Here is a 21,343-nt window from a genome sequence, read left to right on the forward strand (position 1 = left end):
ATGCATGACGCCACAGGTGTGGCTTCAGTCGGCTGGCTGATGATCGCCCTGCCGCTGCTCGGCGCTGCCGTGCTGCTGCTGGGCGGCCGCAAGCTGGACAAGGCTGGCCCGTATCTCGCGGTCGCCTGTTCGTGGGCCGCCTTCGTCGTCGGCCTGCTGATCATCTGGCACCTGCACGGCCTCGGCGCCAGCGAGCGATCGCTGCACCTGCACCTGTACTCCTGGATCCCGGCGGGCAGCTTCAGCCTGAACGCCGGACTGCTGATGGACCCGCTGTCGCTGACCTTCGTGATGCTGATCACCTTCGTCGGCTCGCTGATCCACGTCTACTCCCTGGGGTACATGGAGCACGACGCGGACAAGCGCCGCTTCTTCGCCTACCTCAACCTGTTCGTCGCCTCGATGCTGACGCTGGTGCTGGCCGACTCGTATGTGCTGCTGTTCGTCGGCTGGGAGGGCGTGGGCCTTGCGTCATACCTGTTGATCGGCTTCTGGAACTGGAACCCGGCCTACGCCACGGCAGCCAACAAGGCGTTCTTCGTCAACCGCGTCGGCGACATGGGCATGCTGCTCGCGATCTTCCTGATGTTCTCCACGTGGCACCAGACGACCTTCGCGGGCGTCGACGCGTCGGTGGCGGGCACCAACAAGGGCACGCTCGTCGCCATCGGTATCTGCCTGCTGGTCGCAGCGTGCGGTAAGTCTGCGCAGTTCCCGCTGCAGTCCTGGCTCGGTGATGCGATGGCCGGCCCCACGCCGGTGTCCGCGCTGATCCACGCCGCGACGATGGTGACCGCCGGTGTCTACCTCATCGTGCGCAGCCACGTGATCTTCAACGCCTCGCCGGATGCTCGCCTCGCGGTGTGCATCGTCGGAGCGATCACGCTCTTCGGCGGCGCGGTGATCGGCTGTGCCAAGGACGACCTGAAGAAGGCACTCGCCGCGTCGACGATGTCGCAGATCGGCTACATGGTCCTGGCGGCGGGCCTCGGTCCGGTCGGCTATGTCTTCGCGATCTTCCACCTGCTCACGCACGGCTTCTTCAAGGCCGGCATGTTCCTCGGAGCCGGATCGGTCATGCACGGCATGAACGATCAGGTGAACATGCGCCGCTTCGGTGGCCTGTCCGCGGTCATGAAGATCACCTGGCTGACCTTCGGTGCGGGCTTCCTGGCCATCATCGGATTCCCGCTGTTCTCGGGTTTCTGGTCCAAGGACAAGATCATCGAGGCATCGTTCGTCGGATCCGGCTGGAAACCATGGGTTTTCGGTATGACGGCCCTGATCGCCGCCGGTGTGACGGCGTTCTACATGTCGCGGTTGTTCTTCATGACCTTCCACGGCAAGCGTCGCTGGACCGACGATGTCCACCCGCACGAGTCGCCGCTGACAATGACGATCCCGATGATGATCCTCGCGCTGGGCTCAGCCTTCCTCGGTCTCATCCTGGGCCCGACCAACATCATCACCGACTGGCTCAAGCCCGTGGTCGGCAAGGAGGACGGTCACGCCGTGATCGGGGAGTACCCCCTGATGGGATTGACCTTCGTGCTCATGGTGATCGGTATCGCGCTGGCCTGGAAGATGTACATCCGGGACGAGGTGCCGGTGACGCCACCGGTCGGCTCACTGCTCACGCAGGCCGCGCGCCGCGACCTCGGACAGGACGACCTGAACCAGGCCGCCTTCCAGCGTCCGGGTCTGCACCTGACGCGCGCGCTGGTGTTCTTCGACAACAAGGTCGTCGACGGTGGCGGCAACGGTCTGGCTGCGGGTATCGGAGGAAGCTCCGCCCGCCTGAAGAGGATGCAGAACGGTTTCGTGCGCTCCTATGCCCTGACGATGCTGGTCGGCGTCGTCGCAATCCTCGGTGTGGTCTGGGTGGTTCAGTGATGTCCAACTTTCCGTGGTTGACGACGCTCGGCGTCATACCGCTCGTCGGAGCGGTCGTGGTGTCGGTGCTGCCGCGCAGCTCGGCCCGGCTCGTCCGGCCGATCGCGCTGGCGTTCTCGCTGGTCACCCTGGTTGTCGGCATCCTCGCCGCGACGCAGTTCAAGCTCGGCGGTGGGCACCCGCAGTTCCAGCTCGCGGAAGTGCACAGCTGGATTCCGCAGTTCGGGGTGTCCTATGCCCTCGGTGTGGACGGTATGGCGCTCAGCCTCATCCTGATGAGCCTCGTGCTGGTGCCGGTCTCGATGCTGGCGGCCTGGAACGACGTCCCCGAGGGCGGCCGTCGTGAGCAGACCTACTTCGCACTGATCCTGGTGCTGGAGACCTTCATGGTCGGCGTCTTCGCCGCGACGGATGTCTTCCTGTTCTACGTCTTCTTCGAGGCGATGCTGATCCCGGTCTACTTCTTGATCGGGCTGTTCGGCGGGCCGCGCCGTCAGTACGCCGCGGTGAAGTTCCTGCTGTTCTCGCTCGCCGGCGGTCTGATCATGCTGGTCGCGGTCATCGGGCTGTACGCCCAGGGCCCCGGCGGCAGCCACGGCTTCCTGGTCAGCACGCTGACCGGCCTGCACATGTCGACCACGACCGAGCGCCTGCTGTTCGTCGGCTTCTTCATCGCCTTCGCGGTGAAGGCTCCGATGTGGCCGGTGCACACCTGGTTGCCTGATGCCGCATCGGAGTCCAAGCCCGCCGTGGCCGTGCTGCTGGTGGGTGTGCTCGACAAGGTCGGCACCTTCGGGATGATCCGTTTCTGTCTGCAGTTGTTCCCGCAGGCCAGCCACTGGGCGACGCCGGTCATCATCGTGCTGGCGATCATCTCGATCGTCTACGGTGCGATCGCCGCGATCGGTCAGAACGACATGATGCGTCTGATCGCCTACACCTCGGTGAGCCACTTCGGTTTCATCGTGCTGGGCATTTTCGCGGTCACCAACACCTCGCTCATCGGGTCGCAGCTCTACATGATCAACCACGGCTTCACCACCGCGGCACTGTTCCTGTTCGCCGGCTTCCTGATCGCGCGCGGAAAGAGCAAGAACATCACCGACTACGGCGGCTGGCAGCGGATCACCCCGGTGCTCGCCGGCGTCTTCCTGGTCGCCGGTCTGTCCGGTCTGGCGCTGCCGGGCCTGAACTCCTTCGTGTCGGAGTTCCTGGTCATGATGGGCACCTTCCAGCGCTACAAGGTCGCCGGTGGCATCGCCGTGATCGGCGTCGTGCTGGCTGCGCTCTACGTTCTGCTCATGGTCAAGAACGTCATGACCGGACCGAAACCGCAGCTCGTTGCGGCCGCAGACGGCACGTTGGCACTGAACGAGGACGGTTCTCGTCCGCACACCGGTGTCAGCGCGACGCTCTTCGATGAGCCGGAAACCCAGATGGAGGACATCCCGGCGGAGGCAAAGGTCCGCGGTTCGGCGATCCACGACCTCAACATCCGCGAGAAGGTGGTCGCGGGTGTGCTCGTGGCCTTCCTCGTCGGCCTCGGGTTCTTCCCCAAGCCCGCCCTCGACCTGCTGCGCCCAGCCGTCTCGGCCACCTTGCAGCATGTCGGCGTCCACGACCCCGCACCTGCACACGGTGTGGCCCAAGACGGGAGCAGCAAGTGACCGCCTCCTTCACCCAGGCACACATCTCGTATGCCGCTGTCGTGCCGATGCTTGTCATCTTCGGCGCGGCCATGGTGGGTGTGCTCATCGAGGCCTTCGCGCCCCGCCACCTGCGGTATTACGGCCAGGTGGCCCTGACGCTGGTCGCGCTGGTGATCAGCTTCCTGACGCTGATCCTCAGCGCGCGCCACCACGAGGGCCTGACCGCCGCGTCCGCAGTGGTCATCGACGCCCCCGCGGTGATGCTGCAGGGCACGATCCTGGTGCTGTCCTTCGTGGCTGTGCTGGCGATGGCCGAGCGTTTCGACGGGCCCGGCGCAGACGCCTTCACCCAGTCGGGCTCCTCGGTGCCCGGGTCCGCGATGGAGACCAACGCGATCAAGCTCGGCGCGACGACCACCGAGGTCTTCCCGCTGACGCTGTTCTCGATCGGCGGCATGATGCTGTTCGTCGCCGCGGGCGACCTGCTGCTGATGTTCATCGCTCTCGAGGTGCTGTCGCTGCCGCTGTACATCCTCACGGGCCTGGCGCGTCGTCGCCGTCTGCTGTCGCAGGAGGCCTCGCTGAAATACTTCCTGCTCGGTGCGTTCTCGTCGGCGTTCTTTCTCTTCGGCTCGGCGCTGATCTTCGGCGCGACCGGCACGATCCAGTTCGGCCCGATGGCGACCGCCATCTCGACCGTGACCGGACGTGACTCGATGCTGATCCCGGGTGTGCTGCTCGTTGCGGTCGGCCTGTTGTTCAAGGTCGGCGCCGTGCCCTTCCACTCGTGGACCCCGGATGTCTACCAGGGCGCACCGACTCCGGTGACCGGCTTCATGGCTGCCTGCACCAAGGTTGCGGCCTTCGGTGCGATGCTGCGCGTGTTCTATGTCGCGGTCGACGGTCTGCGCTGGAACTGGCAGCCGGTCCTCGCAGTCGTCGCGGTGCTCACGATGGTGGTCGGCGCGGTCTTCTCGGTCACCCAGACCGACGTGAAGCGACTGCTGGCGTACTCCTCCATCACCCATGCGGGCTTCCTGCTGATCGGCATCGTCGCCCTGAACAAGACCGGCCTGTCCGGCATCCTGTTCTACCTGGTGGCCTACGGCTTCACCACGATCGCAGCCTTCGCCGTGGTCGCGCTGGTGCGTTCGTCCGGCTCGGAGGCGACGCATCTGTCGCAGTGGACCGGACTGGGTCGCACCAGCCCGGTGCTCGCGGCCGTGATGTCCTTCCTGATGCTGGCGTTTGCCGGAATCCCGCTGACGTCCGGATTCACCGCGAAGTTCGCGCTGTTCTCCTCCGCAGTCGGCCACGGCTCCACCTGGCTGGCGGTCGTCGGTGTCGTGGTGAGCGCGGTGACAGCCTTCGTCTACGTCCGGCTCATCGTGCTCATGTACTTCTCCGAGCCGAACGCGGACACGCACGTGCTGACCCCGTCACCGCTGACCGGCGTCTCTGTCACGATCGGTGTCGTCGCGACGCTGGTGCTCGGCGTCGCTCCGGCACCGCTGCTGAATCTGGCGCAGCATTCCGCGCTGTTCATGCGATGAGCGAAGCCAACTCCTCGATCCCCGACGCGACACCCGAGCTTGCTGGCCGGCTGATCGAGGGGTTGGCCGAGGTCGATGCCCGGTTGCACCAGGTCGTCGATGTCGGTGACGAGTTCATCGCCGGCGCCGCGCGCCACCTGCTGGCCGCGGGTGGCAAACGGTTCCGCCCGATGCTGACGCTGCTGGCTGCCGAGCTCGGCACAGGTCGCAACAGCGAAGTGGTCGATGCTGCCGCCGGTGTCGAGCTCACCCATCTGGCGTCGCTGTATCACGACGACGTGATGGACCAGGCGACGGTGCGGCGTGGTGTCGTCAGCGCCAACCACGCCTACGACAACTCCACGGCGATCCTGGTCGGTGACCTGTTGTTCGGGCGTGCTTCGGAATTGGTCGCCGGCCTCGGTCCGGATGCCGTCCTGATCCAGGCGCGGACCTTCGTGCGGTTGTGCATCGGCCAGATCAACGACGACCGGCAGGCAGCCGGTGATGGCGATCCGATCGAGCACTACCTCGGGATCCTGGCCGACAAGACCGGCTCGCTGATCGCCACCGCCGCGCGATACGGCGCGATGTTCGCCGGTTGTCCGGACACGACGATCGACATACTGACCCGGTATGGCGAACTCGTCGGCATCGTCTTCCAGCTCGCCGACGACGTCCTTGACATCACCTCGGAGGCGACTGAGTCCGGCAAGACGCCGGGCACCGACCTGCGCGAGGGCGTCGCAACTCTTCCGGTGCTCTATGCCAGGGGTTCGACCGACCCCGCCGACCAGAGGTTGGTCGAGCTGCTCAGCCGCGGACCGCTGACCGACGACGCCGAGCACGCCGAGGCGCTGCGCCTGTTGCGCGTCCACCCGGCCGTCGAACAGGCCCGCCAGCACACTGTGTCCGTTGCCAATGACGCTGCCGCCCTGCTGGACCCGCTCGGTGATGATGACGCGCTGCGTGTGCTGCGCGCGCTGCCTCGCCAGGTGGCGTCTCGCTCGGCCTGAGTCGGCGCCCGGCCGCGCGATTGCGACTCGCCGGATGACGCTGATCCTCGGCTTGCTGCCGCTGGTGCTGCTGGCCTCCATCAGCCCGGTGATCTTCCTCAATGCCTCGTCCGTCGCAGCCAGCAGCGGCGCCCGCGCAGTGTTGCGGTTCGTGGTCGGCAATGCGATCGTCCTGACGATCCTCGGCACCCTCAGCCTGGGGCTGCTCGGCGCGGCCGCGGCCTCGTTCGCCCAGCGGGAGCTGGCCTCGCGCACCGCCGACGGGATCCTGGCCGCGCTGCTGCTGGCGTATGGCGCCCGGCTGCTCGTCGCCGAGATGCACCACCAACGCGCCGCCGACCGCAGTATGGGCACGGCGCCCGCGCCCCAGGGTCTGGTGTCGTGGGGAGTGCTCGGCATGGCGACCAACTTCACCACGCTGCCGCTCTACATCGCGGTGGCCCAGCGGCTCGGATCGTCAACGCTGCCAGGGTGGTTGGCGGTCGTGACGCTGGCCGTGGTCACGGTGCTGGTGCTGACGCCGGCATGGCTGCCGGGTCTGCTTGTGCGGGTCGCTCCCGCAGCGACGAACGTCTCGCCGCAGACGCGCGCGAAGGTGGCGGCCAGCACGCGCGCTGCCTCGATCGTGGCATGCCTGCTGGGCAGCATCTTCCTGCTGTGGCACGTCGTGTCGCGCAGCGGCTGACCGACGAAGCGACGCGCCTGGCCTCGTCGTCGGCAGATTGCCCGACGCCGAAGATGCACAAGCGTCCAAGTTGTATCTAGGCTGGTGGTATGCCGCGTCTATCCGCCGATCAGCGCCGCGCCGATCTCGTCGCCGCGACCGTCCGGGTCGCTGTTGCCGAGGGGCTGGAGGCGGCAACGGTTCGCCGGGTGGCGCAGGAGGCCGGCGTGCCCTTGGGCACGGTGCACTACTGCTTCGGGTCCAAGACCGCCCTGATCGAAGCGGTCGCCGAGTCCATCACCCAGCCGGTCATCGACGCCGACGCCTTCGACGAGATGAGTCCCGCCGAGGCGGTGCGTGCAAGCCTGCGAACCTACTGGGAGCAGATCGGCAGCGACCGCCGCCGACAGTTGCTGGTCTATGAACTGCTGGCGAGCCTGTCGCGTGGTGACGCAGATGCTCAGGCGGTCGGTCGGCGGCTGCTCCAGCGTGCCTACTCGACGGCGCTGGTGTCCGTCGACCGTTACATCGCGGCGCTCGACCACCCGGTGGCGGTGGACCCGGCCGCGATCTCGAGACTGATCGTCGCGGTCACCGACGGCGTCAGCCTCTCGTGGATCGTCGACAACGACGACGCCGCCGCCTGGCAGACGCTCGAACTGCTCGGACAGGTGCTCGCAATCGCCCTCGCGGCCCTGCCCGCCGATGCCGTGGGGCCGGAACCCGCGTGAGCGTGTGGGGCTCGCTCGGTCCGATCAGCGCGCCGACCGCGGTGCTCGACGTCGATGCCTTCGAGGCCAACCGCGAGGAGATGCTGCGTCGCGCAGCGGGAACCACGATCCGGGTCGCGTCCAAGTCGCTGCGGGTGCGTGGCCTGATCGAACGCATCCTGGCCACCGACGGGTATGCCGGAGTGCTCGGCTACTCGGCCGCCGAGGCAGTCTGGCTGGTGCGGCACGGCGTGCGTGACGTCGTGGTCGCCTACCCGAGCGTGGACACCGCTGCCTTCGCCCAAGTGGCCGCGGACGCCGATCTCGCCCGCGAGATCACCTTCATGGTCGACCTGCCGGAGCACCTGCGGATGCTCGACGCCGCCGCTCAGGATGTGCCGCTGCGCGCCTGCCTCGATGTCGACAGTTCGCTGCGCCTGCGAGGCCTGCACGTCGGCGTGCACCGCTCCAGCGTGCTCGGTGCTGACCTGGCGGTGGCCATGGCGCAGGCGGCCGAACGGCTCACGGGTGTCGATCTGGTGGGCGTGATGTTCTACGACGCCCAGGTCGCGGGTGTGCCCGACTCCAATCCCGCGGTGCGGCTGATGAAGCGTCGTTCGCTGACGCAGCTGACCGGGCGCAGGGCCGAGGTGCTCGACGCGATCGCGTCATACGTGCGCTTGGAATTCGTCAACGCCGGCGGCACCGGCAGCCTGCATACCACCGGCCGCGACCCTCGGATCACCGAACTCGCAGCAGGCTCAGGGTTTTTCACGCCCACGTTGTTCGACGGGTATGACGGCACGCAACTGCGCCCCGCGGCATACTTCGCCTCACCGGTGACCCGCAAGCCGCGTCCGGACGTCGCGGTGACCTTCTCGGGCGGGTATGTCGCATCCGGCCCGGCGAGTGCCTCACGGTTGCCCAGACCGGTGCACCCCACGGGGCTGCGGTATTTCGGGCAGGAGGGTCCGGGCGAGGTGCAGACGCCGCTGCGTGGCAAGGCCGCCCTCGACCTGACGGTGGGCGACACGGTGTGGTTTCGTCACGCCAAGGCCGGTGAGATGTGCTCGCGCTTCAATGAGATCGTGCTGGTCCGGGCTGGTGAGATCGTCGATCGGCTGCCGACCTACCGAGGAGAAGGACAGAACTTTGGCTGAGTGGTCGAACTGGGCCGGCACCGTGACGAGCCACCCGGCGGAAACCGTCATGGTGCGGGACGTGCAGCACCTGCAGGTGCTGTGCGAGGAGGCGTCCCGCAGTGGGCGCCGGGTGAAGGCCGTCGGCGCCGGGCATTCGTTCACCGGCATCGCCGAACCCACCGACATCCTGGTGCGGATGGATCGCATCAGCGGGGTGCGCTCGGTCGATGAGTCGGAGCGCCGCGTCGTGGTCGGCGCCGGCACGCCCCTGCACGTCCTCGGCCCCGAGTTGCACCGTCGCGGCTTTGCGATGACCAATCTCGGCGACATCGACCGGCAGTCGATCGTCGGGGCGCTCTCGACGGGCACCCATGGCACCGGTTTGGGATTCACCGGCCTGGCCGGCCAGGTCACCGGTGTCGAGATGGTGTTGGCCGACGGCTCGCTGCTGCAGGTCAACGACACAGAGAACGCCCACCTGCTGCCCGCGGTCTCGCTCAGCCTCGGTGCGCTCGGCATCGTGACCGCGGTCGAACTCGCCTGCGTGCCACGCTTCCTGCTGCACGCGATCGAGGCGCCGTCGACTCTCGAGCCGGTGCTGGAGTCGCTGGAGGAGACGATTCACGGCGTAGACCACTTCGAGTTCTACTGGTTTCCGCACACCGATCGGGTGTTGACCAAGGCCAACACCCGTGTCACCGACGAGTCACTGCTGGCGCCGTTGCCCGCGTGGCGCAGCAGGCTGGACGACGACCTGCTGTCCAACAGGTTGTTCGGCGTGGTCAACAAGCTGACGACCCGAGTCCCCGCGGCGATCCCGTCGATCAACCAGGTGAGCGGTCGGGCGCTCTCGCGCCGGGAGTACACCGACTGGTCCTACCGGGTCTTCGCCTCGCAACGCGACGTGGTCTTCCGCGAGAGCGAATTCGCCGTGCCGCGCGAGGAGATCCCCGAGTTGCTGCGCTCGTTGCAACGCTGGCTGAACCGCGGCAAGGAAGTCGTGGCCTTCCCGGTCGAGGTGCGTTTCGCCGCGCCCGACGACGTCTGGATGTCGACGGCCCACGGCCGCGAGACCGGGTATGTCGCCATACACCAGTTCCACGAACGCGACCACACGACCTACTTCAAGGCCTTCTGGGCCATGCTGGACGACCACGGCGCCCGGCCGCACTGGGGCAAGCTGCACGACCTGACTGCCGAGGAGTTGCGGCCGCGGTACCCGCGCTTCGACGATTTCGTCGCGCTGCGCAATCGGCTCGACCCGCATCGCACCTTCACGAACGACTATCTGGACCAAGTCCTGGGAGATTGAGGCGGCGCGGATACTTCGCACCAGCCGCCCGACCGAGGTTGTCGGACGCCGCCTCAACGTCGGCTCACAATCGGCTGCCAAGGCGCTGAATCACACACTGTCAGCTCGTGAGCCAGCTGTGGAGACGCTTATAGTCATGCGGTGAACTCGGGGGTGGATGGCTCGCAGCAGGCTGAGGTGCCGATGCCTGAGCAGGGGGGACAGCGGGCCGTCACCGAACCTCGGGGCAGTCGACGGTTGCGGTGGGAGTCGCACATCGGAGCATTCCTGCAGCGAATCGCCGGCGGTTATCTGGCTCTGGTCGGCCTGGGGGTGCTCATCACGCCGGTGCGCTCGCCGAGCGGTTACTCCGCCGTCGCCGCCGCAGCGATCGCGGTGCTCACCGTGGCGGTCTGGTGCTGGTGGTTCGTCGCACGGCGCCGCCGGACCGACCGTTCGCCGCGTGTCACGGGACGGTACGGTCTGGCCTTCGGCGTCGTCCTTGCGGCCGTCCTCAGTGCGTTCAGCGCCGTGATCGCGATCTCACAGACGTATGTCGTGACGTGGGACGCGGGGGTGATTCGGGACGGTGCCGCGGTCCACCGGCTGCCCGCGTATCTCGCGAAGTACTTCGAGATGTACTCCAACAACATCCCCATGCTCTACATCGCTCGGCACGTGCGATCCGCCGGTGCCCATGTCGGCCTGGGGTACTCCGGATCGTTCGTGGTCCTCAACACCGCCTGTCTTTTCGTGACCCTGGTGGCGGTGCACCTCCTCGTGCGCCGGCTGACCGGTGACGGGCCGGGCATGGTGGCGCAGGTGCTGACTGTCGTCTTCGTCGGCATCTCACCGTGGATGGTGGTGGGCTACACCGATGTGCTGTGTATGCCGTGCGTCATGGTCGGGCTCGTGCTTGCGGCGTACGCCGCCCACGCCCGCCGACTGCGCACGCAGACAGCCTGCTATTTCGGGTGCTGCATCGTCATCGGCGTCGGCATGCTGCTCAAACCGACAGCGGTGATCGTGCTGATCGCTGCGGCAGCGGCATTGCTTGCCACGGTCGTCCGACGGCACCGGGGCCGGAGGCTGGTCATCGGGTTGCTGGTCATCGTGGTGGGCGCGGGTCTGTGCGCCGGAACCGAGATGTCCGGTTCGAAGTTCGCGATCGATCGTGTGGGCCTGAGCGGTCAGGCGATCAACTCCAGCCCTGCGACACCGCTCAGCTTCATCGCCGGTGGGTTGCTGGAAGTCCACAGCAAGCACGGCACGACGTACGGCGGCTTCAACTACTCGCTCATCCGGCATGAGAACGGTAAGACACCCGAGCAGGTCGACCGGATGTCCCGACACATCATCCGCGAGCAACTCGAGCAGCGCGGTGTCCTTGGAACCGTGGGCTACGAGTGGTCGAAATCGCGGTGGAACTGGGGTGACAGCACCTTCTGGGCATACCACGAAGGCTCGGACATCACCGCTCGGGTCATCGCTCATGGCCCGCTGGTGGCGACGGTGCGCGCGTGGAACCACCCCGGGGGTCGCTACTACCACCTGCACAACAGCGTCGGGAACGGCATCTGGTTCGGGCTGATCATGATCAGCGGATTCGGTCTGCTGATCATGACCTACCGCAGGGATGTCGCCTTGGTCGCTCTCACCGTGCTCGGCATCGCGTTGTTCACCCTGATCTTCCAGGGGCGTTCGCGATACCTGCTGCCGTTCGTGCCGGCCGTCATCGTGCTGGTGTGTGCGCTGCCCGGAACGCGAGTTGCGCCATACGCTCGCAGGATTGCAGCGCGAGTGCCGTGGAACAGCTCCGCCGGGCAGGCGCCGACCGCGTAGGTATGACGCGCACCGTCATACCACTCAGATCGCGGCGGAGGTGGCGGCTCGTGCGAGACGGCGGGACCGGCCGGCGGCCCGCAGCGAGTCGAAGGTCAGCAGCGCCAGAGCGACCCACACGATGCCGAACCCGACCCAGCGGGCGAAATCCAGGTGCTCGCCGAGCAGCAGCACCCCGCACAGCAGTTGCAGCACCGGCGTGACGAACTGCAGCAGTCCGATCGTCACCAGGGGGACGCGCCGGGCAGCCGCGGCGAACAGCAGCAGCGGCACCGCTGTCACGATGCCCGCGGTCAGCAGCAGCACCGCGTGACCGGCGCCGTGGGTGGTGAAGGTGGTGTCACCGCGCGCGGTGATGACGATCAGCACCACGACGGCGATCGGCGTCAGTACGGTGCTCTCGGCGCCCAGGCTCTCAAGGGCGTCCATCGAGCCGCCGATGCGCTTCTTCATCAGACCGTATCCGGCGAAGCTCAGCGCCAGGACCACCGAGATCCAGGGCGGGTGGCCGTAGTCGATCGCCAGGTAGACGCACGCGACGATGCCGATGGCGACGGCGACCGACTGCATCACTCGCAACTTCTCGCGCAGCACCAGCACCCCGAGCGCGACCGTCACGAGCGGGTTGAGGAAGTACCCGAGCGCCGCCTCGACCGTGTGGCCGGACACGACCGCCTGGATGTAGACGGCCCAGTTGATCGCGATGAGCACCGCGGCGATGGTGATCGCGCCCAATTGCTGTGGATTGGCCAGCAATTCGCGCAGATAGCCGAGTCGCCGCTTTGCCGCCAGGGCGATCAGACAGAACACCATCGTCCAGATGATGCGGTGGCACAGGACCTCCCACGCGCCGGCAGGTTCGAGTGCCTTGAAGTAGAGCGGGAAGACTCCCCAGATCAGGTATGCCGCAAAGCCCAGCAGCGCACCGCGATTCCCCTCCGACTGCTTTTGCGAGGCGCTGGTCACGGCACCGTCCAGGTGTCACCGCCGTGCAGCAGGCTCATCAGGTCGGCGTCCGTAGCGGGGCCGGCGGGGGCGGCAGCGGCGACCTGGGCACGCACGCCGTCGTCATACGTCGGGCGCTCGACGTCGCGGAAGACGCCCATCGGCACGTGCGCCATCGACGGGTCGTCGAGGCGGGACAGGGCGAACGCCACACTCGGGTCGGTTGCGTGCGGGTCGTGCGTGACGACGGCAGCCGGATCAGCATCGGTCTCGGTGACCACCTCGAGGGTGCCGTCGTCACGCCGGACCACCACGCGTGCGCTGTCGCCGCTGCCGGAGCGGATCGGCTCACCCTCGGCGAGTCGCATGATGCGCGCCTCACGGGAGTCGGCGTCCTTGAGCACGTCGAACGCGCCGTCGTTGAAGATCGGGCAGTTCTGGTAGATCTCGACCAAGGCTGCGCCCCGGTGCTGCACCGCCGCCTGCAACACCGACGTCAGCTGAGCACGATCCGAATCCATAGCGCGCGCAACGAAGCTCGCCTCCGCGCCCAGTGCCAGCGAGACCGGGTTGAACGGCTGGTCGACCGAGCCGACCGGCGTCGACTTGGTGACCGCGCCGATGTCGGAGGTGGGGGAGTACTGCCCCTTGGTCAGGCCGTAGATCTTGTTGTTGAACAGCAGAATCGTGATGTTGACGTTGCGCCGCAGCGCGTGGATCAGGTGGTTGCCTCCGATCGACAGTGCGTCGCCGTCGCCGGTGACGACCCACACCGACAGATCGGGGCGGCTGGTGGCCAGGCCAGTCGCGATGGCCGGCGCGCGGCCGTGGATCGAGTGCATCCCGTAGGTGTCGAGGTAGTACGGGAAGCGGCTGGAGCAGCCGATGCCGGACACGAAGACGATGTTCTCGCGGCGCAGGCCCAGTTGTGGCAGGAAGCTCTGCACCGCGCTGAGGATGATGTAGTCGCCACACCCGGGGCACCAGCGGACCTCCTGGTCGGAGGTGAAGTCACGCTTGCTCTGGCTGTCGCCGTCAGCCAGCCGGGGCACGTCGGCGACACCGCTGGTCGGCATACCGAGTTCGATGGTCATGACCTACAACTCCTCCAGCTGGTCGGTGATCACACCGGCGAGTTCGACTGCGGTGAAAGGAAGTCCGCGCACGGCGGTGTGACTGCGCACGTCGACCAGGTAGCGCGAACGCAGCAGCATCGTCAGCTGGCCGAGGTTCATCTCTGGCACGACGACACGGTCATAGGAGCGCAGCACCGCGCCCAGGTTGGCCGGCATCGGCGCCAGATTGCGCAGGTGCGCCCGCGCGACGGATGCGCCGGTGGCACGTGCCAAGCGGGTAGCCGCCGCGATCGGGCCGTATGTCGATCCCCACCCGAGGACCAGCAGTCGCGCGTCGCCGGTGGGGTCGTCGACGGTGACGTCGGGCACCTCGATGCCGTCGATCTTGGCCTGACGCAGCCGCACCATCGTGTCGTGGTTGGCAGGGTCGTAGCTGATCTCGCCGGTGCCGTCGGCCTTCTCGATGCCGCCGACGCGGTGTTCGAGACCTGGTGTGCCGGGGATCGCCCACGGTCGCGCGAGCCGCTCGTCACGGACGTACGGATGGAAAACTGGATTTCCGTTGGCATCAACGGCATTGGGCTCGGTTGCGAAGGTGACGTCGATGGTCGGCAGGTCGTCGAGTGCCGGCAGTCGCCATGGCTGAGAGCCGTTGGCGAGATATCCGTCGGACAGCACGATCACCGGGGTGCGGTACGTCGTTGCGATGCGCACGGCGTCCAGGGCCGCATCGAAGCAGTCGGCCGGTCCGTGAGGTGCGATGACCGCGACGGGTGACTCGCCATTGCGGCCGTAGAGCGCCTGCAGCAGATCGGCCTGCTCGGTCTTGGTGGGCAAACCTGTCGACGGTCCGCCGCGTTGCACGTCGACGATGACGAGGGGGAGCTCCAAAGAGACTGCCAGACCTATGGTTTCGGCCTTCAGTGCCAGGCCGGGGCCGCTCGTGGTCGTGACGCCGATCGCCCCGCCGAAGGATGCGCCGAGCGCCGCCCCCACTGCCGCGATCTCGTCCTCCGCCTGGATCGTGGTGACGCCGAAGCGCTTCATCCGCGACAACTGGTGCAGCAGATCGGAGGCGGGCGTGATCGGGTAGCTGCCCAGCACCAACGGCAGGTGCGCGCGATGCGCGGCTGCGGTCAGACCGTAGGCGAGGGCCTGATTGCCGGTGATGTTGCGATAGGTGCCGGGCGGCATGGTGGCCGGCGCGACGGTGTACTGCACCGAGAAGGCCTCGGTGGTCTCGCCATACGCGTGCCCGGCCCGCAGCGCGGTGAGGTTGGCCTCGAGGATGTCCGGCTGCTTGGCGAACTTCGTGGCGAGGAAGGCGCGGGTCCCGTCCAGCGGACGGGTGTACATCCACGACAGCAGGCCTAGCGCAAACATGTTCTTCGCGCGTTCCTTGTCCTTGCGGGTCAGGTCGAAGTCGGCGAGGGCGTCGACGGTGATCGACGTCAGAGGCACCTCGTGCACCTGCCACGAGTCGAGTGAGCCGTCGGTGAGGGGATTGTCGGCATACGCGACCTTGCTCAGATTGCGCCCCGAGAACTCGTCGGTGTTGACGATGATCGTGCTGCCGCGCGGCAGGTCGCCGAGGTTGGCCTTGAGCGCAGCGGGGTTCATCGCCACGAGCACGTCGGGGGCGTCGCCGGGTGTGAGGACGTCGTGGTCGGCGAAGTGCACCTGGAAGCTGGAGACGCCCGGCAACGTGCCCTGTGGTGCGCGGATCTCGGCCGGGAAGTTGGGCAGTGTCGACAGGTCGTTGCCGAGAACTGCGGTCTCGCTGGTGAACCGGTCGCCGGTCATTTGCATGCCGTCGCCGGAGTCCCCGGCGAATCGGATGACGACGCTGTCGATGGTTGTGCTGATACTCAAAGGGATCTCCTGGCTGGCGTTCAGCTTGCCAATCTACGTCGCGTGCGCGCGAGCGGCCGATGTGGTCTACGTGCTGGAATACCTGGCAACCACCGATCGAGTCGACAGGGGCGTGCGGGCCGTGTCCGGAAGTGATGGCAGCACCACGGTGCCGCTGATGCTGCTGCTGGCGGCCTTCGTGGTGACCTTCCTCGTGACTCGGATGATCACCCGGTTGATCCGGTCGGGGCGAGGGCCGTTCAAGGACAACGTGACAGGTGACGGGGTGCACGTGCATCACGCGGTGCCCGGGCTCTTCCTGCTGCTCGTCGGCGCGGTCGTCAACACCGCCGCGTCAACTCCGGCGATCCGTTGCCTGGGTGCGATCGCGATCGGCGTCGGTGCCTCGCTGGTGCTCGACGAGTTCGCGCTGATCCTGCATCTGCAGGACGTCTACTGGTCCGGCGAAGGCCGAGCCTCGGTGCAGGCGGTCGTGCTCGTCGGTGTCTGTCTGAGCCTGGTGTGCCTGGGATTCGTGCCGGTCACCGGCTCGGACTTCCAGGGTGGTCCGGCCTTCGTGATCCCCACGGTCGTGTTGTTGGTCGTCTCCGTGTGGGCTGCGTGGATCTGCGCGCGCAAGGGGAAATACCGGCTGGCGTTGTTGTCGATCTTCTTCTTTCCGGTGGCCGTCGTCGGCGCGTGCCGGCTGGCTCGTCCCGGCTCGCCGTGGTTCCGCAAGAGGTACGCCGAAGGGTCGCGCAAGCGGCGGCGCGCGATCGCCCGTGTCGAGCGCTCGGACAAGCGGTGGAGCAAGCGGTGGATCTGGTTCGCCGACCTCATCGCCGGTGCGCCGCAGGAGCCTGACGGCGGATCGGGCGATGTCGAGAGGACTTCGACGAAGCGCTCTTAGGGTGGTTGGGATGACGATCGCGTGTTGCCTGCAGCGACATACTCGTCAGTGATCGTCATCTTGGCCATGTGCGTCAGGGCCGTCCGCGGAGTTCCTGCGACCACGAGCGCCACCGTTGGTCAAGGTCGGACTCGTGAGCGACCTCGGTCAGGACCCGTGCCAACGCACCCGGTCTCGCCAGGACGAAGTCGGTCGGCTGCAGGTCCTGTGGCTGCCACCCGACGGCCAGGAGCGTGTCGATCACCCGGTGCGGGCCCAGCACCCCGGGGTAGCCCCGGGCGGGCCGGTCGAGGTGCAGATCCTCGCGGATCGCGGGGCGATCGTCATACGTGACGGTCGTGCTGCACCGCAGGTCGCCGCCGAGCTCGCCGGTGCGGCCCAGCGCGACGGTGTCACGCAACAACAGCCGCCCGCCAGTCGCGACGTGTGCGACGAGCGAACGCTCGACGTCGGCGCCGTCGGACACGACCAGCGGCTTGGCATCCCAGCTGAGGATGCCGTCATCTTCGATCTGAACGCTGTTGTGCCAGAACGACTTGCGCCCTCGTCCGTGGTAGGCGACAGTGCCTGCGATGTCACGCAGGACGAGCTGTATGCCGCTGCCGACGGTGATGGCGACCTGCACCTCGTCGCCGCCGATCAGTGTCGCTCCGGTGGCGACCAGGGCGATCTCGGCGGTGGCGCCGTCGACGCGCACGACGCGTGGCGACAGCAGCCCGGAGCCGAGGTCGAGCCGTAACTCGCCGGCGGTCGTCAGGCGCGCCACGATGCTGGTGGTGGCTGTTGCCGGTTGCACGGTGGTGAGCCTGCGGTGTCGGTCAGTGTGAGTGCGTGACGTCGCCGTGCGAATGCGGCGCCATCGGGCCCGGATCCTGTGCGACGTGTTCGCCGGAGGCATAGTGCCCCAAGGTGTGCCGTACCCAGTCGCAGATCTGCGTGACGGACTCCGTGTCGAGGCGGCTGAGCCCGATCACCGGCCGCCCATCGCGGGCCGAAAACCCTTGCTGCACCATCAGATCGGCGTCGACGCCGACGTATGCCGCAAGGTCGGTCTTGTTGACCACCAGCAGGTCGGCACGGGCGATGCCGGGTCCGCCCTTGCGCACGACATCCCCGCCGCCGGCGACGTCGAGCACGAAGATCTGCGCATCCACCAGAGCTGGTGAGAACGTCGCGGTCAGATTGTCGCCGCCGGATTCGATGAGCACGACGTCAAGCCCTGGGAAGTCGCTCTCGAGGTCTTCGATGGCAATGGCGTTCATGGTGATGTCGTCGCGGATCGCGGTGTGCGGGCATGCGCCGGTCTCGACTGCGCGGATCCGCTGTGTGTCGAGCACACCTGCGGCACGCAGCATCCGGGCGTCCTCGTCGGTGTAGATGTCGTTGGTGACGACCCCGAGTTCGAGCTCGTCGGACAACTGTCGGCACAGCAGCGCGATGAGCGACGACTTGCCGGTGCCGACGGGGCCGGCGATGCCGAGTCGCATTGCGCGGGAGGGTTTTTCAGGCACGGAACAACCTTCGGGTCGACATGGCATGGGCGTGCTGCCACTGTTCCATCAGCGGTGCAGCGGAAGCGGGGATCTGATCGGGGGTGGTCAGGTGAGTGACTTCTTCGACGACGGCGTCGACCTGCGGGGCCGCGCGCAAGGCCCACACGACGGTGTCGGCCGGGTCGCAGGGCGTCAGTTTCAGCGCCGCAGCGCACACCGACTGCACGTCGTCGTGACAGATCACGTGTGCGAGTTCGGCTGCGGTCAAATCGAGTTCGGCTGCCAGCACCGCGACCGCGACCGGGCGAGGCAGCTGCGCCGTGTCCCCGACGGACTCGGTCCCCGTGGTGGCGAGACCAGCTCCGGCATACGGCTCGTCGTGCAGATGCAGATGCAGGTGCCGGTGCAGGCGCAGGTAACCCCGGCCCGCCTCCTGCGCGGTGCCTCGCATCTGTGCGCTGGGTACGCGCGCAGCCCACGCATCGACGACCGGTGCAAGCGGCGACCCGGATCGCACCACGTGCAACGCCACGACTGCTGTGGCCGCGTCGGTCCGAACGCAGGTGCGCAGGCGCGCTGCGATGTATGCCGGGATGCTGTCGCGCCCGAGGCCTCCCGCCAGAGCCGCCTCCAGACCGGCCGACTGGGTGTGCCCACCTGTCGGCAGTCGCGCGTCGGCCAGCAGGAGCGCGGCAGATGACGTGGCCATCAGAACAGCGAATACAGTTGTGCGAGAGGAAGTTCCGACACTGGTGCTGGTTCGACGGTCTCGCCGTCGATGGCGATTGCGAAGCTCTCCGGGTCGATCTCGATGCGCGGGGTCGCGTCGTTGTTGACCATCGAAGCCTTGGTGACCTCGCGGGTGTCGTTGACGGCTTCGAGTCCGCGCTGCAGACCCAGGCGTTCGCGCAGCCCCGCGTCCAGGGCCAGCGGCGACACGAATGACAGTGACACTTCGGCGCCGGCATCGGCGACAAGGGCTGGTCGCATGAGCACGGGCTGCGGGGTCGGGATCGACGCGTTCGGATCGCCGAGAGCGGCCCACACGATCGCGCCTCCCTTGATCACCAACTCGGGACGTATGGCGAAGAACCTCGGATCCCACAGCACCAGATCAGCGAGTCGTCCCGGTTGCACCGAACCAACGATGTGGTCGATGCCGTGTGCAATCGCAGGATTGACAGTGTATTTCGCGACATATCGACGAGCGCGTTCGTTGTCGGCGGGTAACGTCTCGCCGAGTGGTCCGACGCGCGACTTCATCGCGTGGGCGACCTGCCAGGTGCGGGTGATCACCTCGCCGATGCGCCCCATCGCCTGCGCGTCCGAGGAAGTCATCGACAGCGCGCCCATGTCGTGCAGCAGGTCTTCGGCTGCGATCGTGGTCGCGCGGATGCGGGATTCGGCGAACGCCAGATCTTCCGGCACCGAAGGGTTCAGGTGGTGGCACACCATGAGCATGTCGAGGTGCTCGGCGACCGTGTTGACGGTGTGCGGCAACGTCGGATTCGTCGATCCCGGAAGCACATTCGGATGTGAGGCGATTGACAAGATGTCCGGCGCGTGACCGCCGCCGGCGCCTTCGGTGTGGAAGGCGTGTATGCCGCGACCGTCGATCGCGCGCAACGTGGATTCGACATACCCGGCTTCGTTGAGCGAGTCCGAGTGCAGCGCAACCTGCATGCCGTAGGCGTCCGCGGCACGCAGCGCCGCATCGATGGCGGCCGGTGTCGAACCCCAGTCCTCGTGCACCTTGTATGCCGCAGCTCCCGCGAGCGCCTGCTCGCGCAGACCTGCGTCGCTGACGGTGTTGCCCTTGCCGAAGAGCAGCAGGTTGACCGGCACCTGGTCGAGCCCGCGCAGCACCGACTGCAGATGCCATGGCCCCGGAGTCACGGTGGTCGCCCGCGAGCCCTCGGACGGGCCGGTGCCACCACCGCCGACGGTGGTGATGCCGGTCGCGAGTGCCTCGTACAGTTGCGAGGTCGACAGCAGGTGGACGTGCATGTCGATGCCGCCGGCGGTCAGGATCCGGCCCTCGCCGGAGATGATGTCGGTGCTGGGGCCGATGCGCAGCTCGGGGTGCACGCCGTCGGTGATGTCCGGGTTGCCGGCGCGCCCGAGCGCCACGATCCGTCCGTCGCGGATGCCCACGTCAGCCCGCACGATGCCCCAGTGGTCGAGCACGACGACACCGGTGATGACGGTGTCGGGCGCACCCTGGGCGCTGGTGGTGCTGCCTTGCGCCATCGACTCGCGGATCGACTTGCCGCCGCCGAAGACGGCCTCATCGCCATACGTGAGAACGGGATTCGCCGATCCGGCGGTGTCGCCCTCGGAGACCAGATCGCGTTCGATCTCGATCCACAGGTCGGTGTCGGCCAGGCGCACCTGGTCGCCGACGGTCGGGCCGTAGAGCGCCGCATAGCGCGCGCGGTCGAGTTCAGCCATCGAGGGCACCTCGTTCGCCATTGCCGAGTTGGATGCCGGGCACTGTGTGCGCGCCGGCAAGGCGCACGGCGTCGACCTCGCGGCTGACACCGGGCTCGAACCGCAGGCTCGTGCCGGCCGGTATGTCGAGCCGGAATCCGCGAGCGGCGGTCCGGTCGAACTCGAGCGCGGAGTTGCCGTCGGGCAGGTGGAGGTGGGACCCGATCTGCACCGGGCGGTCGCCGGTGTTGACGATGACCAACCGGATCCGGTCGCGGTCGGCGCGCTCGTTGATGGTGATCGTGCCGGCCTTCGCGCGGATCTCGCCGGGGCCGGATCCGTTGGCAGCACTCATGATCGGTCGTTCCTCGGCTGGATCGGGTGGTGCAGCGTGACCAGCTTGCGACCGTCGGGAAAGGTCGCCTCGACCTGCACGTCAGGGATCAGTGCTGCCACTCCGGGCATGACCTCGTCGGTGTGCAGGATGTCGCGGCCTTCCTCCATGAGCGTCGCGACTGCCTTGTCGCCGTCGCGTGCCCGCTCGATGACCCAGGTGGCGAGCAGTGCGACGGCCTCGGGGTGGTTGAGCTTCACCCCGCGTGCCAGCCGGTCGCGTGCGACCATCCCAGCCACGGAGAGCAGCAGCTTCTCGGTGTCGGCAGGGGTCAGGTGCATGCGGGCAGTGTTTCAGGCCGATGTTGCGAGCGCGTTTCGTGTTCCTCCCGCGTCGCCGGCATCGGCGAGACGGGCTCGCAACATCGCCGGTTACCGGTGCAGCGCCTTGCGCGCCAAGGCGTCCCGCCGGGCTGCGCGATCTGCACCGTCGTACCAGTGGATTCCGTCTCAGTGGTCACCCGTTTTTGGCTGCGCGGACTGCACCACACGATGAGGTCATGTCG

The 21,343-nt window shown here is 67.3% G+C and carries 19 protein-coding genes; 10 read left to right on the top strand and 9 right to left on the bottom strand.

What is annotated here, in order from left to right; genetic code table 11:
- The 9 genes from nuoL to BKA23_RS01665 all read left to right on the top strand — a co-directional run bounded on the left by nuoL (position 1) and on the right by BKA23_RS01665 (position 11,739).
- Entirely contained in the window at positions 1-1,893 is a 1,893-nt protein-coding gene (gene nuoL / locus BKA23_RS01625) for an NADH-quinone oxidoreductase subunit L (RefSeq protein WP_145228082.1), read from the top strand.
- Positions 1,893-3,560 (top strand): NADH-quinone oxidoreductase subunit M, encoded by a 1,668-nt coding sequence (locus tag BKA23_RS01630; protein ID WP_145224891.1) that lies wholly within the window; start codon positions 1,893-1,895, stop codon positions 3,558-3,560. Before nuoL ends, BKA23_RS01630 begins: the two co-directional genes overlap by 1 nt.
- A 47-nt stretch (positions 3,561-3,607) precedes the next feature.
- Entirely contained in the window at positions 3,608-5,095 is a 1,488-nt protein-coding gene (nuoN, locus tag BKA23_RS01635) for an NADH-quinone oxidoreductase subunit NuoN (RefSeq protein ID WP_246104584.1), read from the top strand.
- The gene (locus BKA23_RS01640) at positions 5,092-6,090 is read left to right on the top strand and encodes a polyprenyl synthetase family protein (protein ID WP_145224895.1); all 999 of its coding nucleotides are present in this window, start codon (positions 5,092-5,094) and stop codon (positions 6,088-6,090) included. Before nuoN ends, BKA23_RS01640 begins: the two co-directional genes overlap by 4 nt.
- A 34-nt stretch (positions 6,091-6,124) precedes the next feature.
- Positions 6,125-6,775 carry a hypothetical protein gene (locus BKA23_RS01645; protein ID WP_145224897.1) on the top strand — a complete coding sequence of 217 codons (651 nt, stop codon included), beginning with the start codon at positions 6,125-6,127 and terminating at the stop codon, positions 6,773-6,775.
- An 89-nt stretch (positions 6,776-6,864) separates the two neighbouring features.
- The gene (locus BKA23_RS01650; RefSeq protein WP_145224899.1) at positions 6,865-7,485 is read left to right on the top strand and encodes a TetR/AcrR family transcriptional regulator; all 621 of its coding nucleotides are present in this window, start codon (positions 6,865-6,867) and stop codon (positions 7,483-7,485) included.
- Positions 7,482-8,624 (top strand): alanine racemase, encoded by a 1,143-nt coding sequence (locus BKA23_RS01655; protein WP_145224900.1) that lies wholly within the window; start codon positions 7,482-7,484, stop codon positions 8,622-8,624. The genes BKA23_RS01650 and BKA23_RS01655 overlap by 4 nt, the downstream gene beginning before the upstream one ends.
- Positions 8,617-9,918, top strand: coding sequence for a D-arabinono-1,4-lactone oxidase (locus tag BKA23_RS01660; protein ID WP_145224902.1), 1,302 nt, complete (start codon positions 8,617-8,619; stop codon positions 9,916-9,918). The genes BKA23_RS01655 and BKA23_RS01660 overlap by 8 nt, the downstream gene beginning before the upstream one ends.
- Positions 9,919-10,059: 141 nt before the next feature.
- Positions 10,060-11,739 carry a glycosyltransferase family 39 protein gene (locus tag BKA23_RS01665; protein WP_145224904.1) on the top strand — a complete coding sequence of 560 codons (1,680 nt, stop codon included), beginning with the start codon at positions 10,060-10,062 and terminating at the stop codon, positions 11,737-11,739.
- A gap of 24 nt (positions 11,740-11,763) precedes the next feature.
- On the opposite strand, the gene rarD is transcribed toward BKA23_RS01665, so the two are convergent.
- The 3 genes from rarD to BKA23_RS01680 are packed head-to-tail and all read right to left on the bottom strand — an operon-like array spanning position 11,764 to position 15,632.
- Complete coding sequence (gene rarD / locus BKA23_RS01670; protein WP_145224906.1) at positions 11,764-12,705, bottom strand: EamA family transporter RarD; 942 nt, start codon at positions 12,703-12,705, stop codon at positions 11,764-11,766.
- On the bottom strand, positions 12,702-13,778 hold the full coding sequence (locus BKA23_RS01675) for a 2-oxoacid:ferredoxin oxidoreductase subunit beta (protein WP_145224909.1): 1,077 nt from the start codon (positions 13,776-13,778) through the stop codon (positions 12,702-12,704). The genes rarD and BKA23_RS01675 overlap by 4 nt, the downstream gene beginning before the upstream one ends.
- A gap of 3 nt (positions 13,779-13,781) precedes the next feature.
- On the bottom strand, positions 13,782-15,632 hold the full coding sequence (locus tag BKA23_RS01680) for a 2-oxoacid:acceptor oxidoreductase subunit alpha (RefSeq protein WP_425473727.1): 1,851 nt from the start codon (positions 15,630-15,632) through the stop codon (positions 13,782-13,784).
- Between BKA23_RS01680 and BKA23_RS01685 the strand changes: the two genes are divergently transcribed.
- A complete protein-coding gene (locus tag BKA23_RS01685) occupies positions 15,598-16,521 on the top strand; it encodes a hypothetical protein (RefSeq protein ID WP_211841564.1) in 924 nt (307 codons plus the stop codon). The genes BKA23_RS01680 and BKA23_RS01685 overlap by 35 nt on opposite strands.
- A 73-nt stretch (positions 16,522-16,594) precedes the next feature.
- Here the strand turns inward: BKA23_RS01685 and BKA23_RS01690 are convergent, their stop codons facing one another.
- The 6 genes from BKA23_RS01690 to BKA23_RS01715 are packed head-to-tail and all read right to left on the bottom strand — an operon-like array spanning position 16,595 to position 21,119.
- Positions 16,595-17,317, bottom strand: a complete 723-nt coding sequence (locus BKA23_RS01690; protein WP_170226326.1) for an urease accessory protein UreD — start codon at positions 17,315-17,317, stop codon at positions 16,595-16,597.
- A 22-nt stretch (positions 17,318-17,339) separates the two neighbouring features.
- Positions 17,340-18,059 (bottom strand): urease accessory protein UreG, encoded by a 720-nt coding sequence (ureG, locus tag BKA23_RS01695; protein WP_145224913.1) that lies wholly within the window; start codon positions 18,057-18,059, stop codon positions 17,340-17,342.
- On the bottom strand, positions 18,025-18,723 hold the full coding sequence (locus BKA23_RS01700; protein WP_145224915.1) for an urease accessory protein UreF: 699 nt from the start codon (positions 18,721-18,723) through the stop codon (positions 18,025-18,027). Before BKA23_RS01700 ends, ureG begins: the two co-directional genes overlap by 35 nt.
- Positions 18,723-20,465, bottom strand: a complete 1,743-nt coding sequence (locus BKA23_RS01705) for an urease subunit alpha (RefSeq protein ID WP_145224917.1) — start codon at positions 20,463-20,465, stop codon at positions 18,723-18,725. Before BKA23_RS01705 ends, BKA23_RS01700 begins: the two co-directional genes overlap by 1 nt.
- Positions 20,458-20,799: an urease subunit beta gene (ureB, locus tag BKA23_RS01710; RefSeq protein ID WP_145224919.1), complete on the bottom strand. Its 342-nt coding sequence runs from the start codon at positions 20,797-20,799 to the stop codon at positions 20,458-20,460. Before ureB ends, BKA23_RS01705 begins: the two co-directional genes overlap by 8 nt.
- Complete coding sequence (locus BKA23_RS01715) at positions 20,796-21,119, bottom strand: urease subunit gamma (protein ID WP_145224921.1); 324 nt, start codon at positions 21,117-21,119, stop codon at positions 20,796-20,798. Before BKA23_RS01715 ends, ureB begins: the two co-directional genes overlap by 4 nt.
- Positions 21,120-21,343 lie beyond the last annotated feature (224 nt).

It is taken from the genome of Rudaeicoccus suwonensis, assembly GCF_007829035.1.
Classification (GTDB): domain Bacteria; phylum Actinomycetota; class Actinomycetes; order Actinomycetales; family Dermatophilaceae; genus Rudaeicoccus; species Rudaeicoccus suwonensis.